The organism is Thalassospira sp. ABD4_177 (assembly GCF_056160125.1).
Map to the genome: position 1 here is coordinate 1475586 of NZ_JBSWWO010000001.1, position 14717 is coordinate 1490302.

Consider the following 14717-nt stretch of genomic DNA (forward strand, 5'->3'; position numbering starts at 1 on the left):
CAAGCATGGGTGTGCCAATGGCAGAAGAAGACGACAGCCAAAAGACAGAAGACCCCACAAGTAAAAAGCTTGAGGACGCGCGAAAAAAAGGTCAGGTCGCAGTTTCCAAGGAAGTCGGGAACTTCATGATCCTGTTTGGCGGCGGTCTTGTCATGACCATGCTCGGCCCAACCATGGCGGCGGGTGTGCGCGATCTTGCTGTCGGCTTTATCGAACACCCGCATGCGATTGATGTGACCCAGGCGGGGGTCCCCGGTCTGTTTGAAGACGTCATTCTCGGCATGCTGTGGGTGTTGGGCATTCCGTTCGTGCTTTTGATATTCTTTGCCGCAGCCGGGCATATCATTCAGAACGGGATCGTTGTCGCGGTTGACCGTATCGAGCCCAAACCCGAAAAGCTTAATCCGCTCAAGGGGCTCAAGAACCTATTTTCAATGAAAAGCTTGGTCGAGTTTGCCAAGAATGTCAGCAAGATCATTCTGGTCGGGGTGGTTCTTGCGCTGGTGATTATGCCCGAACTGGTTGATGTTGAGCTGTATCCCCAGCTGTCCCTCGGTCTGACGCTTGAACGCCTTTATGACATGATCATCATCCTGTTGATCGCGACGGTTTCATTGACGGCTGTGATTGCCGGGCTCGACTTTGCCTATCAGAAGTACGAGTTCAATCAGCAGATGAAAATGTCCAAGCAGGAAATCAAGGACGAATTCAAACAGACCGAAGGTAGCCCCGAGATCAAGGCAAAGGTCCGTCAGATCAGGATGGAGCGTGCCCAGCAACGTATGATGTCAAACGTGCCGAAAGCCGACGTGGTCATCACCAACCCGACGCACTTTGCTGTCGCCCTGCAATATGACATCGACACGATGGGCGCGCCGATGTGCATCGCCAAGGGGCAGGACAATGTCGCGCTTAAGATCCGTGAAGTCGCCGAAGAACATGACATCACAATCATGGAAAACCCGCCGGTTGCCCGTGCCTTGTTTGCGACCGTTGAAATCGATCAGGAAATCCCGCCCGAACATTATAAGGCGGTTGCCGAGATTATCTCGTTTGTGTTCCGCCAGCGCGGCAAGAAGCTGGGTTAGCACAGGGTGTTGGTAACTTTATCTGATTGAAAACTTGTCGGTAGCCAGTCGGGTCATAAGCAGCTAAAAGTGTAGACTATTTTGTTAAGTTATTGTCGTTAAAGGCGGTCGCGTGCTGTTTCGGGGGCTTATCCTTGCTGTAAGTGTCGCATTTGTTGCGTTTGTCTTCGTCCTGATGGACGTGCTGGCAAAGGCAGGCCTCGACGCGCGTCTGATGTGGATTATCGGTGCGATGGTCACCGGTGTGGCGGTGGTTGCCGTTGCCTCACTTTCACTGTCGGCAAAACTCCGCAATGGCGGGCATGATGGGCTTGGTCCCCTGATTTCGGGCTTTGCCAAATCCGATATCGGTGTTGCGCTGATTGATGCCTATGGCAAGACGATCTACGCCAACCCGGCCTTTTCCTCCAAACTCGGCATTGATGCCGGTTCGGACATGCTTTCCGCACTTGAAGCGCGCCTGTCCTTCCTCGGTATTGGCAGTGATGAACTGGCAGAGTTGCGCACCCGCGCCATGCGCGGCGAGGGCGGGCAGATGTTTGTCGATCTGTCGCGCTCAGAAAAACTTGCCGCAGATGACAGTGCCACCGACGAAGAAGGTTCTGACAAAACCGATGACAGCGACGCGGATGAAAGCACTTCTGCGGCAAAAGCATCGGGCAGCGGAGCCTGCCTGCGCATATCTGTAACTGCGGCGAATGCGCGTGCGGGTCAGATGCTCTGGACTGTTGACGGTGTTGATGCGTCGGTTATGGCCGATCGGGATGCGTCCATGCTGCTCCCGTCGGCGGAACCACAACAAAGCTTTGCCTTGTCTGCACCCGAGGCATCTGAAATGGCCGCCAACCTTCCGGTTTCTGCGGCCCAGGGTGGCTTTGAACATGCCGATCAGATGATCGAACGCCTGCCGGTCGGGGTTTGCGGCCTCGACGAGGAAGGGCGCATTCTTTATCTCAACCGGCGTCTGGCAAGCTGGCTGGGCGGGGAGCCGGAAGACTTCAATAACGGCACGGTCGAACTGGCGGATCTCATCGTTGGCGACGGGATCAATGGCGAGGTCAAATTCAAGGTGGCCGGTGGTGAGCCTATTCGTTGTTTTGTGACCCATTCGATCAATGCGCCGGGTACGGGGCCAGTGCGCAGTCAGGCTGTGATCTTCCCCGATCCGATGCCGGCCCACGAATGGGAGCATGCGCTGGCCGAAACCGAGCGCCGGGTGCGCTGGTTCTTTGATGAAAGCCCGCTTTCAATCGTTCTGGCCGATATGTCGGGCACGGTCACCGATGCCAACCGCGCCTTTATCGTCACGGCCGGTCAGACCCATGACAAAGTTGTCGGGCGTTCGATCCTTGAGCTGATCCTGCCCGAAGATCGCGACGAAGTGGCGCGCTATCTGTCCAAGGCCGTGATGGGCATGGGCAAGGGTGGGCAGATTGAGGCCCGCCTTGCCGGTGCGCGCGGTGTTGCGGCCCAGATTTATCTGCAACGTGTTGCGGGCCGTTCGGGCGAAGCCGGTGCATTGCTTCTGAACTTCCTGGATACGACCGAGCAGAAGAACCTTGAGGAACAATTTGCCCAGTCCCAGAAAATGCAGGCTGTTGGTCAGCTTGCCGGTGGGGTGGCGCATGACTTCAATAACCTTCTGACTGCGATGATCGGGTTTTGCGATCTTCTGTTGTCGCGCCACGGGCCGGGTGATCCGAGCTTCGCCGACATCATGCAGATCAAACAGAATGCCAACCGCGCGGCCAATCTTGTCCGCCAGCTCTTGGCGTTCTCACGCCGTCAGACTTTGCAGCCGAAAATCATCAATATCACCGATGCACTGGCGGAAATGTCCAATCTTCTGCGCCGCCTGATTGGCGAGAAGATTGACCTTAAAGTCAGTCATGGTCGCGATATCGGTTTGGTCAAGGTTGACCCGGGCCAGCTTGACCAGGTGATTATCAACCTTGTCGTCAACGCACGTGATGCCATGGCCGGCGAGGGCGGCACGCTTACGGTTCAGACCAGCACCGAAATCATTGACGAGCCGACTGCAACCGGTACCGAGGTGATCCCGCCGGGCGACTATATCGGCATCAAGGTGACCGATACCGGTATTGGCATTCCCAAGGAAAACCTGACCCGCATTTTTGAGCCTTTCTTCTCGACCAAGCAGCGCGGCGAGGGTACGGGGCTGGGGCTTTCGACGGTTTATGGCATCGTCAAGCAAACCGGCGGCTTTATCGCGGTTGATAGCGAAGAGGGCAAAGGTACGACCTTTACCATTTATTTGCCGCGCTATGACGCATCCGAAGAAGAAATTGCCGAAACCCAGGCCGTGATCGAGGAAACCCCGTCACGCGATCTGACCGGTACCGGTGCGATCCTCCTGGTCGAGGATGAAGACGCGGTGCGCACATTCGGCGCCCGTGCATTGCGCAGCAAGGGCTATGACGTGCTTGAAGCCAACAATGGCGATAACGCGCTTGAGGTGCTCAATAACACCGAAAAGACGATTGATCTGGTGATCTCGGACGTCGTCATGCCGGGCATTGATGGCCCGACCCTTGTTCGCATGCTGCGTGAACAAAAGCCGGAGCTTAAAGTCATCTTTATCTCGGGCTATGCCGAAGATACCTATCGCGATGAGCTCGATGAAGAAAACGGCGTGCACTTCCTGCCCAAGCCGTTCTCGCTCAAAGACCTTGCGACCAAGGTCAAAGAAGTGCTCTAGGGCCTGACCCTGGCTTTCCAAAAGCTCGGATCAGCCGGCAAGATAGAAGGCAGATGCCCCATAAAGGGCCAGCATCGCCACACTTTCCCAGCCGATATTGCCAATGCCGCGGCGTTCGCGGTTTAGCATGCCAAGCAACAACACGCCGCTCATCAGGATGACGAGTGCGATGGTGAAAAGGTGCTGGTCGCTAAAGGCGGCATAAATGGATCCTTCGCGATAGGCGAAATCCGATGCAGCGAGAAACAGCACGTCAAAGGCATTGCCGCCAATGATGTCCCCAACTGCCAGATTGACTGCCCCCATGCGCACCGCGGCAATGGCCGATACAAATTCCGGGAAGGATGTGGATATCGCGGTCAGGAACGTGCCAACGGCGGTTTCACTGATGCCGGTGATCTCGACAATCGCAAGGCCGGATTGGCCGATTATATGTCCGGCAATCGCGGTGAGCAGGGCAAAGGCAAGGAACTCCCCCCATAGGCGGGCATTGCTTTCGGGGTTTTTGTCGGCCTCTTCATGTTTGGCGTCTTCTTCGGTCAGATCGGTTTTCTCGGGATGCCACATCGGTTCTTGTCGGATTTCCGACAGAAGCTTCAGCCCAAATGCATAAATGACAAACAGCAGGATCGATGCCGGGTGAATGTGGAAAACCGTCCATTCCGGCCCGGCATATGCCAGGATCGGCACTGAAAGCATGCTGACCAGCAAAGTGGTTTGCGCAAGGCCGGTTGCACTGGCCGCGGCATGTTCGAGATTGCCCTTGCGATAAAACAGATCGGCAATCGCCAGAAACGTTGTCTGGGCGGCAATCCCGCCAAGGGCGTTACCGATGGCAAGGTCGGTGTGGCCTTGCCAGGCCGTGGTTACCGAAAGAACACTGCCCGGCAGGCTGGTCGACATGCCAACAAACAATGCACCAGCGATGATTTGCCCCATACCCGTCCGCTCGGCCAGTTTGACGGCCACCCCGGCAAGTCGGGTTCCGGCAAATCCGATGATCAATGTGCAAACAGCAAAGGTTGCAACAATAAAACCAAGTGATTGTTGGCCAAGGTCAAAGGGCATGCACTGTTTCCGTGATCAAAAAAGACAAAGGGGCAAAGCCTTACATGGCGCCGAGCCGCATAGAACGTGGATATGAGCGGTCTTTTTCGTTCATCACCCCGTCGGGTTGGGCCTCTTGTGTAACATCTTACATTGATGCTTGTTCCGCCGATATCATGTTTTACGGGCGGTGCGGGTACAGGCCGAACCATCAAAACAGTCCAGCTTAGGTTACTGTATTCGTTGCCATGCATCTGGCAGATACGGCCTGTGACCTATACGTTTGAATTGCAAGAACGGGCAGCAGGCGCTTGTCGGGGCTTTGCGATTGCGCTTATAGTTTCGCCCAACGGCAAAAGCCGAAATAAGAACCAATAAAATGACCCGACTGCAGTCAATGACAGCGGGCATTCAGACAGGTTGGCAACATGTCCCGAAATCAACCGGGAACATGATTGTTTTGGGGGTGATTGAATGGCGGTCCGCAAGCCAAATGCGATCGTAAAGTCGTGTCTATTTGCTGTCATTTTCCTGGCAGCACTTTTCCTGTCTTTTGAATTGCTGCCATCGGCAAAGGCAGAAGAGAAAATCTGTCTTAAAATAGCGTTGCCCGAAATGGCCGATAACGCGCGTTCTGCCGAACGTTATCGGGCGGCAATGGCCGAGGCCGGGTTGTGCGTGCAGCCGGTCTGGTTGCCCAATAAACGAATGGCGGTTTCGTTGAAACTTGGCGAAATTGACGGTGTCTTTTCGAGTTGCGACTCCATTCAAAAATCGGCCGGCGTGCCACTTGTTGCCGGCGGTGTAGTTGTTGGTCGCCCCAAAAGTTTTTTGATTACACCCGATAAAAACGTCAAGACGCTGGGTGACCTCAAGGGCAAGGAAATCGGTGTTTGGCTTGGTGATGAGCGCGTTAAACAGGAATTGCTTGGCATTGCCAATGTTGTCAATGTGCCACGTGGTGCAGGCATGATGCTGCGCATGTTACATCACGGGCGTTTGGACGGTGCGCTGATCGATGGATTTTCGCTTAGCCAGACCGACGGGGTGCCGAAAGACTACAGTAAGATCGAGGTGGATACGTCAACGACCTATAGCTGGCTCCGTAAGGAACATGAAGCGCTTTTGCCACAATTCAATCACGGGACCTATATCTTTCGCGGAATTTCGAACTGACGGGGATAACAGACGCCCTTGGAACCCTGTTACCATGGCCGCGCCCGCTGAATGTTGCGTGATCCCGATGAAATCAATTGCAAATGCCCGAAAATTTGTACTCATGACAGATAGGGTTCCGCCACCATGACCCTGCCCATAACCGGTTTAACCGAACAAATAACAATTTTCGGAAACGTGCCCCATGGTTCCCTTTTTGGGCGAGGCCGCCGCCTTTACTGCTGCGCTCTGCTGGGCGAGCTCCAGCATGATTTTCTCCAATGTCGGCGGCAAGGCAGGCGCGCAGACTGTCAATCGCGGGCGTCTGGCCTGCTCGATCTTTTGCCTGACACTCCTGCATTGGATCCTTGAAGGACAGCCTTGGCCCAATTCGGTGACGTGGGAGCAGCTTGGCTGGCTCTCTCTTTCCTCGGTGTTGGGGTTGGTGATTGGCGATGCCCTGTTGTTTCAGGCCTTTGTGATCATTGGAGCGCGCTTATCAATGCTTCTGATGTCAACCGTACCGATCATGGGCACGGTGTTGGCCTGGCTGTTGTTTGACGAAACCCTTCGTCCGGTCGAGATTGCCGGTATTGCCTGTGGTGTTGGCGGGATCCTGATCGTCATTCTGGGCAAAAAGGGACGCCCGGTCGGGCTGGTGGGGCGCGATTACCTGATGGGCATTCTGTTTGGTCTTGGTGGGGCGATTGGACAGGTGGCCAATCTGATTGCCGCCAAATATGCCCTGATTGACGGATATTCGGCGCTGTCGGCCAGCTGGATCAGAACACTGGTTGCGGTTATCGCGATGTGGGGGCTTGCCGTCATCATGGGGTGCGTGCGGCGCACGGTCACGGCCTGCATTGCGCCAGATGTTGGCAAGTGGCTCCTGCTTGGCGCGTTTATCGGACCTGCGGTGGGCGTGTGGCTTTCAATGCTGGCCGTTCAGAATGCCAATGTCGGTATTGCCTCGACCCTGATGGCGTTGCCGCCGGTTTTGCTGATTGTCTATGAAGGTCTGATCATGCGCAGACCGGTCGGCTTGCAGGCGGTGGCGGGGACCTGTCTTGCCTTTGGCGGGGTGGCCTTGCTGTTTTTGAACTAGCTCTCATGCGCTCTGCCCTTTTGACTTTTTCCTCAATCGGTTAGACTTCGGGCAATAGCACACCAGAAGATCAGGATAACGCCATGACCCGTGTAACAGTTTCCATCGAAGACGACCTGATGGAGGCCTTTGACGCCTTTCTCGATCGGCGTGGTTATACCAACCGGTCCGAGGGGTTCCGCGACCTGATCCGCGAAAAGCTTCAGAACACCAAGCTTGAAGAAATTGCCGACGGGGTCGGGATTGCGGTACTGAACTATGTTTATGATCACGAGGAACGCATGCTGGCATCACGCCTGATGAGCACCCAGCACGAGCATCATAACCTGACGATCTCAACGGTGCATTTCCACATTGATCACGATACCTGCCTTGAAAGTGTGACCTTGCGCGGACGACTGTCCGAAATCCGGGCGTTCGCGGATAAGGTGCTGGCCCAGCCCGGCGTACGCCACGGGCAGCTCTATTCCGTCCCCGGTGAGTTGCATGTCGAAACCCACCATCACGGCGATGAACATCATGGGCATGCGCACAAGCACGAACATCTGAAAATCACCACCTGACAGCCCTGTTGACTGGGGCTGGCGGCAAGGCAACGGCTGGACGATCTGGTTGGGGATAAAATGTCGGGAGGGAGCCGCCCCGAGATACCCTGCGATGGCTCTTAAAATCGCAAGGCATTTGACAGCTTCCCCTCCCATCCCCTGAGGGATACGCGTTGGGACGCGATGACGAAATCATATCGCCTGCTTGCTGAAATACAATGTGCCGAGCGTCCAAATTAATGTGCAAGGCGTCCAGATACCTCTGACGCACATTTTTCGGTTTGCTGTTTCGGAGGCTGTTCTGTGGCGCATTGCTATCCCCATGATAGGGCAGGCCGGTTGCGCAATGGCTGCTCGCCCAATTTTTAACCTTCCATAATCAACCATCATCTTGGGGCGGCGGTTGGAACGCCTTTCTTTGGGGAGGCATAAAAATGAGAACAAACTTGCAACATCTGAAATTTTGTGAGAATGTTCGCATTATGTTCTCAAGTGTTTTGTCGAGGAGAACGCAGTGGCAGGCTGCGGCAACAGACAAGACAGTCTAGCGGTGGCGTTCCGCATCGAGGGTCACGACCTGTTAATTTGATTGGAATGGCAGTTTTTATGTTTGTGAAATCCAAGGAAAACCCCGCAGGGCGGGTTGGTATCCGGCACAAGGGTTTTGACGCAGGAGTTTGCGAACATAAAAGCTGTCCTTCGGATCGCTCAGATTTGCACGGGCTACTTTGTCGCAAAACTTTGAAAGATAGATATCTTCCTGTGGTTTTGCTCCGCGTATCCGCACAAATCTGAGCGACCATTCGAACCAAATTAACAGGTCGTGACCCTGGGTCCGGGGAACCGCCTGCGTTGCATCAAACCCGGCCCTGTGGAATAAGAGAGTTCGAGCAATGATTCAGACCGCGCTGCATTTGGTGGATAAGGATACTATGGATAAGCAGAAGGCACTCGAAGCCGCCCTTGGGCAAATCGAACGGGCATTTGGCAAGGGCTCGATCATGAAGCTGGGCCAGCGCGAAAATGCCGTTGATATTTCAGCAATTTCGACCGGTTCGCTGGGCCTTGATATCGGCCTTGGCATTGGCGGTCTTCCGCGTGGCCGTATCATCGAAATCTATGGTCCGGAAAGTTCGGGTAAAACCACACTTGCGCTCCATACCGTTGCCGAAGCGCAGAAAGCCGGTGGTACCTGCGCCTTTGTCGATGCCGAGCACGCTCTTGATCCGAGCTACGCCCGCAAACTGGGGGTAAACACCGACGAGCTGCTGATTTCCCAGCCTGACGCTGGGGAGCAGGCGCTTGAAATCGCCGACACGCTGGTGCGTTCCGGTGCGATTGATGTTCTGGTTGTCGATTCGGTTGCGGCCCTTGTGCCGCGTGCGGAACTCGAAGGTGAAATGGGCGATACCCATGTTGGTCTTCAGGCCCGCCTGATGAGCCAGGCGCTGCGTAAACTGACAAGCTCCGTTGCGCGGTCGAACTGCATGGTCATCTTCATCAACCAGATCCGTATGAAGATCGGTGTGATGTTTGGCAGCCCGGAAACCACCACCGGTGGTAACGCGCTGAAATTCTATGCCTCTGTCCGTCTTGATATCCGCCGTATCGGTCAGATCAAGGATCGTGACGAGGTCGTGGGTAACCAGACGCGCGTCAAGGTCGTCAAAAACAAGATGGCACCGCCCTTCAAGCAGGTCGAATTTGACATCATGTATGGCGAAGGTGTCTCCAAGATGGGCGAAATCCTTGATCTTGGCGTCAAGGCCGGCATCGTCGAGAAATCCGGTTCCTGGTTCTCCTATAACTCGACTCGTATCGGTCAGGGGCGTGAGAACGCCAAGAACTTCCTGCGCGAGAATCCGGAAATGACCCAGGAGATCGAAAACAGCATTCGCGAGAGTGCCGGTCTGATCGCCGAAGCCATGACCAATATGAGTGAAGACAATCCGGTCAATGACGATTGATCTAATTGATCTTGCAAAATGATCTCAAAAGGCGGGATGCTGAAACATCCCGCCTTTTTTTGTTCGCGATCCTTATGACGGAGTTCTTATCGTGGTTACGTGCTATCTGAAATACATCATCGACAGTCACAAGGTTCCTGAATTTGAGGCTTATGCCAAACGCTGGATCCCGATCGTTAACCGCATGGGCGGAACCCATCATGGTTACTTTCTACCCCATGAAGGGGCGAGCAACGTCGCATACGCGTTGTTCAGTTTCCCGAGCCTTGCCGACTACGAGGATTATCGCAACCGTATGGCAGGCGACACAGAATGCCAGGAGGTTTTCGAGATGGAAGTGCGCAATCGCAGCATCATCTCTTATGAGCGCAGCTTCATGCGCCCGGTTCTGGACTGATCGGTCTTTGCAGGGTTCCTGACATCAATGCTCGGTGCCTTTTTGCTGCTGCCACTGGCTGGGAGTTTTGCCGGTAATGCGCAGGAATTCCCGATTAAAATTCGATTTGGTGTTAAAGCCGCTGGTCAGCATGGTGTTGGTGACATTCTCGCCGGCATCAAGCGCCTGACAGGCATGATCAATCCGGTATTTGTTGATATAGCGTGACACGTTCTCACCCGTCGCCGCATTGATTGCTGTTGAAACCTGTTTGAGCGGATAACCCAGCCGCCGCGCGATGCGCGCCAGCGTCAAATCCGGATCAAGATAGAGCTTCTCGCGATCTATCAACCTTTCGAGTTGCGCCATGATTTCCGCCACCGGAATGTCGGGAGTGGACTTTGTGTCTTGGGTAGCGAGGCTTGTGTCCTGTGTTGCATCGTCGTCTTCGCGCGCAACGTCAATGGCGGGGGACAGTGCCAACAAACCGATGGCAAGCAGGGCGACAGATGAAAACACACTCAGGATAATACCCGGTGCTTTGTCGGCCCCTAGTTGCAAGGCAACGGAAATCAATGCGTCACTGATGGCCGAGATGATCAGGGCAATCGCAATCACCCGCCAGATCAAGGCCGGCACCGAACCCGATGCCAGACGCGTATGGGCCAAATCATTGCCTTGCCGATGCAGTGCGAGAAGAATGACAAGCCCGTAGCCCACGAATAATCCGCCAAGCAGCGCATCAATCAGCATCGGCGCAAACAGCAAAATACCCGTCATGAGTGCCGGGGCGGCAATATGCCAGATGTCGCTGGCTTGAAGACGCGGCCTAACACCGCCTTCGAGGAAGGCGATCCAGGCCAGGGCCGGAATCACGGACGCGGTGATTGGCTGAATAAGACGCAGGTCCAAAAAGCCATAGTAATGCACCAGCGACACCGTGATGCTTTGAACCGCACAGGCGAGCAAAAGTGCGCCCAATAGCGGCGATGTCTTTTCAAACAGCACGGCTCGTACAAACAAAAAAGCCAGCAGCAGGGCAACAATCAACGGAACAGGCAAAGCGATCATGGCGGCAGCGTTATCCAGACAGAAATGTCCCAAAACCGGTTTTGCACGTCCTTAAACCGGTTTGAGGACGCGAGAACCCGCAAGGCAGATGCAAATTGATACCCGTGAAACTTAGAACACGGATTGAAATCATGAAACACGTAACTTCTGCACTTGCGATTGCTGTTGGCCTTGTCCTTGGTCTGTCATCCAACCCTGTTCATGCGGGCAAGGACCTTGCCGGATATGATCGATTTGATGTTGATGCGGCCCATCGTTCACGCCCGATCGCCGCATCAATCTGGTATCCCGCCGATACGGTTATCTATCGCGCCCCGGTCAATCAAAGCGCGCTTTGGAAAAGCACGAATGCCTATATCGGGGCGGCGGTGGAACCGGGCAAGCATCCGTTGATTTTGTTGTCACATGGATCGGGCGGGAATATGGATGCGATTGGTTGGTTTTCCTCCGAACTGGCCCTGCGTGGGGCGATGGTTCTTGCGGTCAACCATCCCGGCAGCACATCAGGCGATTCATCACCGCGCCGCCTGGCAGAGCTTGGTCAGCGCGCCAAGGACCTGCATGCCGCCCTTGATCAGCTTCTCTCACACCCGGAATTCGAACCCTATATCGATACCGATCGGATTGCTGCGGCGGGTTTTTCACTGGGCGGGGCGACGGCGCTTAACCTTGCGGGTTTGCGGTTTGATCGTGATGCCTATCGCAATTATTGCCAGCAGTTTGGCACGACGGGTCAGGATTGCGCCTTTTTGCAACAGGGCGGCGTGCATCTTGATCACCTGCCCGCCGATTTTGAGGCCGGGTCGAAGGATACCCGCATTTCAAAGTTCATTGCGATTGAGCCCGGCATGACCTTCGCGGTGAATGACGCCAGCCTTTCTGAAGCCGATCCGGATTTGCTGTTTATCCGCCTGGGGCGTGAACATGGCTGGAAGGCGGCCGACGTCACGCAAACCGGAAGCAACCTTTTGGGTAAACTCGATAACCCATCCTATGCGGTCTTTGCACCGGCCAATCATCTGACCTTCCTTGGTGAATGCAATCCGGGGGCGGCCGAGCTTTTGGCAGAAATGGATGATGATCCGATCTGTTCGGACCCCGAAGGCACCGACCGTGCCGCGATCCATCAGCAGATCATTGAGGAAATCAGTCGCTATCTCGCGCTCCACCCAAAGGCGTCGTGAAGGGAGCCTATAACACCGATAAAGGTGCCGGGGATCGGGAACGATCCCCCGCATTTGCACGTGCCCCAAAATGATCATGATTGGGAAAAGGCCCCGGAAAACTGCGCCTTTCCAAAGGGTTGTCGTGATAAAAATCGCACATTGAAAGGAATGTGTTGGAACAATTCCCGGTTGTCGTCGTTTGAAACCCTGTGAGCATCGACAAGAGCAAACAGGAGAAACATCATGTCGAACACGATGAAGAAACTTTTCGCGATCCTGATGATTTCGGGCATGGGTCTTGGCCTTGCTGCCTGTGAGACCGCCGAAGGCTTTGGCGAAGACGTCGAAGATGCCGGTGAAGCCATTCAGGACGAAGCTGATTGATAAGTTTGTCCTTACTTGTGGCGCTGACAGACCATTTGGCTGCGCCTGAATAACTCGCGCCGATGGTGTGTCAGCGCACACCGAAAAAAGGAGATAATAACATGTTAGGTTGGGCTGTATTTTGTTTGATCCTGGCACTGATCGCCGCCGTTCTTGGCTTTGGCGGACTTGCCGGGGCGTTCGTTGGCTTTGCAAAGATCTTGTTCTTTGTCTTTATCGCGCTGTTTGTGATTTCCCTTGTGTTCAACGCAATTCGCGGTCGTCGTCCGCCGGTCTGATATAGAATCTAAAAATCCGCGACACGAGCAATGCATGAGAAAGGACGCCGTTTTGGCGTCCTTTCTTGCGTTCGGGCTCAAACAACGCGTCGCGATAACAGTTGCGCGCATGTCGCGGGCACGCCAGAATATTGCGATAAACAACAAGATGGGCGCGACGCCCGTTATTCGGACTTGAATGGAGCATCCTGCAAAGATGGAAACGATCACAAAGCGTCTTCTCGCCGTTCTGATGGTTCTTGGTTTTGGTCTTGCCCTTGGTGCCTGCGAAACCGCCGAAGGCTTCGGGCGTGATATGGAAAACCTCGGCAAGACGATTCAGGACAGTGCAAACGACTAGTCCGAAAACGGCCCGTCTTAGTAGGGCCAGCCTGAGCACCGAACGGCTAGAGCTTTCGTCCGCGCGGCTCGCTGATATTCCCGATCTTTATGTCTTCCTTGGCGATCGTGATGCGATGCGCTTCACCCAGTGTGATGAAAGTCTTGCAGCCTGTCGCAAGCGCGTGCTGGTCCATGAATGGTTCCGGCGCCGCGACGGTTTTGCGCCGTGGATTGTTAGGCTGCGTGAAACCGGCGCTGTCGTTGGCTGGGGTGGACTTTACACCGATCCGTTCGATCCCGGCTGGGGACCGGAACTTGGCTATTACTTCGCGCCGAACGCGTGGGGGCAGGGCTTTGGGCGGGAGCTGGCCAATGCAGCCCTGATCTATGGCCGTAACAACACATCACTCACCCACCTGACCGCCTTTGCCCATCCTGAAAATATCGGATCACGCAAATTACTGTTGGGTCTTGGGTTTGAACCGGCCGGTTTTGTCGAGGCAATGAACCGGGATCGATTCACATTTTTGCTTTAATGTCGCTAAGTTGTGATCGCTGAAATGCGGTTTAGAAGATTGTTATTATGATGCGTTTGGCTTGATCACGAAGGCGGGATGCTAAGGAAATTTAGCACTTACATATTGCTAACTTGTTTTGACTTCTAGGCGAGGAACCACAATGTTTTTAAAGTGGGAAGAATATCGTGAATTCGAGCTTGAGGTTAGCCGAAAGCGGCGGTTTGTTTACACCGATAAAACGAGAAATTTTCTAGACAATGTAAAAGATACGGCGCGAAGCAGAGCTCGTCGAATTCGCCAAGGGGCCTTACTATGGCGGGCTCAGGGAGGGCATCGAGAATACGATGTTGAAGGCGGTGATTATAATACTTACCCGCACAAACCGAAGAGAATGAAGCCGCTTACATATTGTGCGGCAGATGGAAGAGCAAATTCTCGCGGGATACCTTGCCTTTACCTCGCAACAAAACAAAGTATCGCCATTTCCGAAATTCGACCGTGGATTGGCTCATATGTTTCAGTCGGTGCATTCGAAGTGCAAAGAGATTTGAATGTTGTGGATTGCAGTCTTGCAGAGTTCAATTTTTTAGATGTGCTGGAAGAGAACTTAGATAGCGATGTTGAGCAACAAGTGTGGGGACAGATAAACAATGCTTTCTCCCAGCCAGTTACCGTTCGCGATAATATGGCTGATTATATCCCGACACAGATTCTATGCGAGTTGTTCAAGAGTTGCGGGTTTGATGGCGTTGCTTATAAAAGTCAGTTTTCTAAAGGCGATGATGAGCCAAGTCACAATATTGCACTCTTTGATCTTGATGCCGCGAAGATCCGGGCTTGCAACTTGCACAAAGTCAAAAGTCTGAAGGTGGAGACATCAGATGTAGGAGGTTCCTACACTTGTTAGTAAGAACGTAAAGTTCTTTGTTGGCAATCAGTCACGGTCACGCTGGACAGGGCAGGGCCGAGCCGCTAAA

15 protein-coding genes are annotated in these 14717 nt (G+C 54.1%); 13 read left to right on the forward strand and 2 right to left on the reverse strand.

The window, feature by feature from the left end:
* Positions 1-17 precede the first annotated feature (17 nt).
* Together flhB and ACXAF0_RS06765 are read left to right on the forward strand one after the other, a co-directional pair.
* Positions 18-1088 carry a flagellar biosynthesis protein FlhB gene (flhB, locus tag ACXAF0_RS06760; protein WP_475345121.1) on the forward strand — a complete coding sequence of 357 codons (1071 nt, stop codon included), beginning with the start codon at positions 18-20 and terminating at the stop codon, positions 1086-1088.
* A gap of 112 nt (positions 1089-1200) precedes the next feature.
* Positions 1201-3807 (forward strand): hybrid sensor histidine kinase/response regulator, encoded by a 2607-nt coding sequence (locus tag ACXAF0_RS06765; protein WP_475345122.1) that lies wholly within the window; start codon positions 1201-1203, stop codon positions 3805-3807.
* A 30-nt stretch (positions 3808-3837) separates the two neighbouring features.
* On the opposite strand, the gene ACXAF0_RS06770 is transcribed toward ACXAF0_RS06765, so the two are convergent.
* On the reverse strand, positions 3838-4875 hold the full coding sequence (locus ACXAF0_RS06770; protein ID WP_475345123.1) for a sodium:calcium antiporter: 1038 nt from the start codon (positions 4873-4875) through the stop codon (positions 3838-3840).
* Between the two features lie 453 nt (positions 4876-5328).
* On the opposite strand from ACXAF0_RS06770, the gene ACXAF0_RS06775 reads away from it, so the two are divergent.
* The 5 genes from ACXAF0_RS06775 (at position 5329) to ACXAF0_RS06795 (ending at position 10023) form a co-directional block, all read left to right on the forward strand.
* Positions 5329-6030 carry an ABC transporter substrate-binding protein gene (locus tag ACXAF0_RS06775; protein WP_475345124.1) on the forward strand — a complete coding sequence of 234 codons (702 nt, stop codon included), beginning with the start codon at positions 5329-5331 and terminating at the stop codon, positions 6028-6030.
* A gap of 184 nt (positions 6031-6214) precedes the next feature.
* Positions 6215-7114, forward strand: coding sequence for a DMT family transporter (locus ACXAF0_RS06780; protein WP_475345125.1), 900 nt, complete (start codon positions 6215-6217; stop codon positions 7112-7114).
* A gap of 83 nt (positions 7115-7197) precedes the next feature.
* Entirely contained in the window at positions 7198-7677 is a 480-nt protein-coding gene (gene nikR, locus ACXAF0_RS06785) for a nickel-responsive transcriptional regulator NikR (protein WP_475345126.1), read from the forward strand.
* 875 nt (positions 7678-8552) lie between these two features.
* A complete protein-coding gene (gene recA / locus ACXAF0_RS06790) occupies positions 8553-9626 on the forward strand; it encodes a recombinase RecA (RefSeq protein ID WP_475345127.1) in 1074 nt (357 codons plus the stop codon).
* A gap of 91 nt (positions 9627-9717) precedes the next feature.
* A complete protein-coding gene (locus ACXAF0_RS06795) occupies positions 9718-10023 on the forward strand; it encodes an NIPSNAP family protein (protein ID WP_475345128.1) in 306 nt (101 codons plus the stop codon).
* Between the two features lie 24 nt (positions 10024-10047).
* On the opposite strand, the gene ACXAF0_RS06800 is transcribed toward ACXAF0_RS06795, so the two are convergent.
* Positions 10048-11073, reverse strand: coding sequence for a helix-turn-helix domain-containing protein (locus tag ACXAF0_RS06800; RefSeq protein WP_475345129.1), 1026 nt, complete (start codon positions 11071-11073; stop codon positions 10048-10050).
* A 131-nt stretch (positions 11074-11204) separates the two neighbouring features.
* On the opposite strand from ACXAF0_RS06800, the gene ACXAF0_RS06805 reads away from it, so the two are divergent.
* The 6 genes from ACXAF0_RS06805 (at position 11205) to ACXAF0_RS06830 (ending at position 14647) form a co-directional block, all read left to right on the forward strand.
* Positions 11205-12257 (forward strand): alpha/beta hydrolase family protein, encoded by a 1053-nt coding sequence (locus tag ACXAF0_RS06805; RefSeq protein ID WP_475345130.1) that lies wholly within the window; start codon positions 11205-11207, stop codon positions 12255-12257.
* A gap of 225 nt (positions 12258-12482) precedes the next feature.
* The gene (locus ACXAF0_RS06810; RefSeq protein WP_167723408.1) at positions 12483-12623 is read left to right on the forward strand and encodes an entericidin A/B family lipoprotein; all 141 of its coding nucleotides are present in this window, start codon (positions 12483-12485) and stop codon (positions 12621-12623) included.
* A 101-nt stretch (positions 12624-12724) separates the two neighbouring features.
* Positions 12725-12901 (forward strand): DUF1328 domain-containing protein, encoded by a 177-nt coding sequence (locus tag ACXAF0_RS06815; protein WP_475345131.1) that lies wholly within the window; start codon positions 12725-12727, stop codon positions 12899-12901.
* A 196-nt stretch (positions 12902-13097) separates the two neighbouring features.
* Positions 13098-13241 (forward strand): entericidin A/B family lipoprotein, encoded by a 144-nt coding sequence (locus tag ACXAF0_RS06820; protein WP_297024223.1) that lies wholly within the window; start codon positions 13098-13100, stop codon positions 13239-13241.
* A complete protein-coding gene (locus ACXAF0_RS06825; RefSeq protein WP_475345132.1) occupies positions 13228-13758 on the forward strand; it encodes a GNAT family N-acetyltransferase in 531 nt (176 codons plus the stop codon). The genes ACXAF0_RS06820 and ACXAF0_RS06825 overlap by 14 nt, the downstream gene beginning before the upstream one ends.
* 142 nt (positions 13759-13900) lie before the next feature.
* Positions 13901-14647 carry an RES family NAD+ phosphorylase gene (locus ACXAF0_RS06830; RefSeq protein ID WP_475345133.1) on the forward strand — a complete coding sequence of 249 codons (747 nt, stop codon included), beginning with the start codon at positions 13901-13903 and terminating at the stop codon, positions 14645-14647.
* Positions 14648-14717 lie beyond the last annotated feature (70 nt).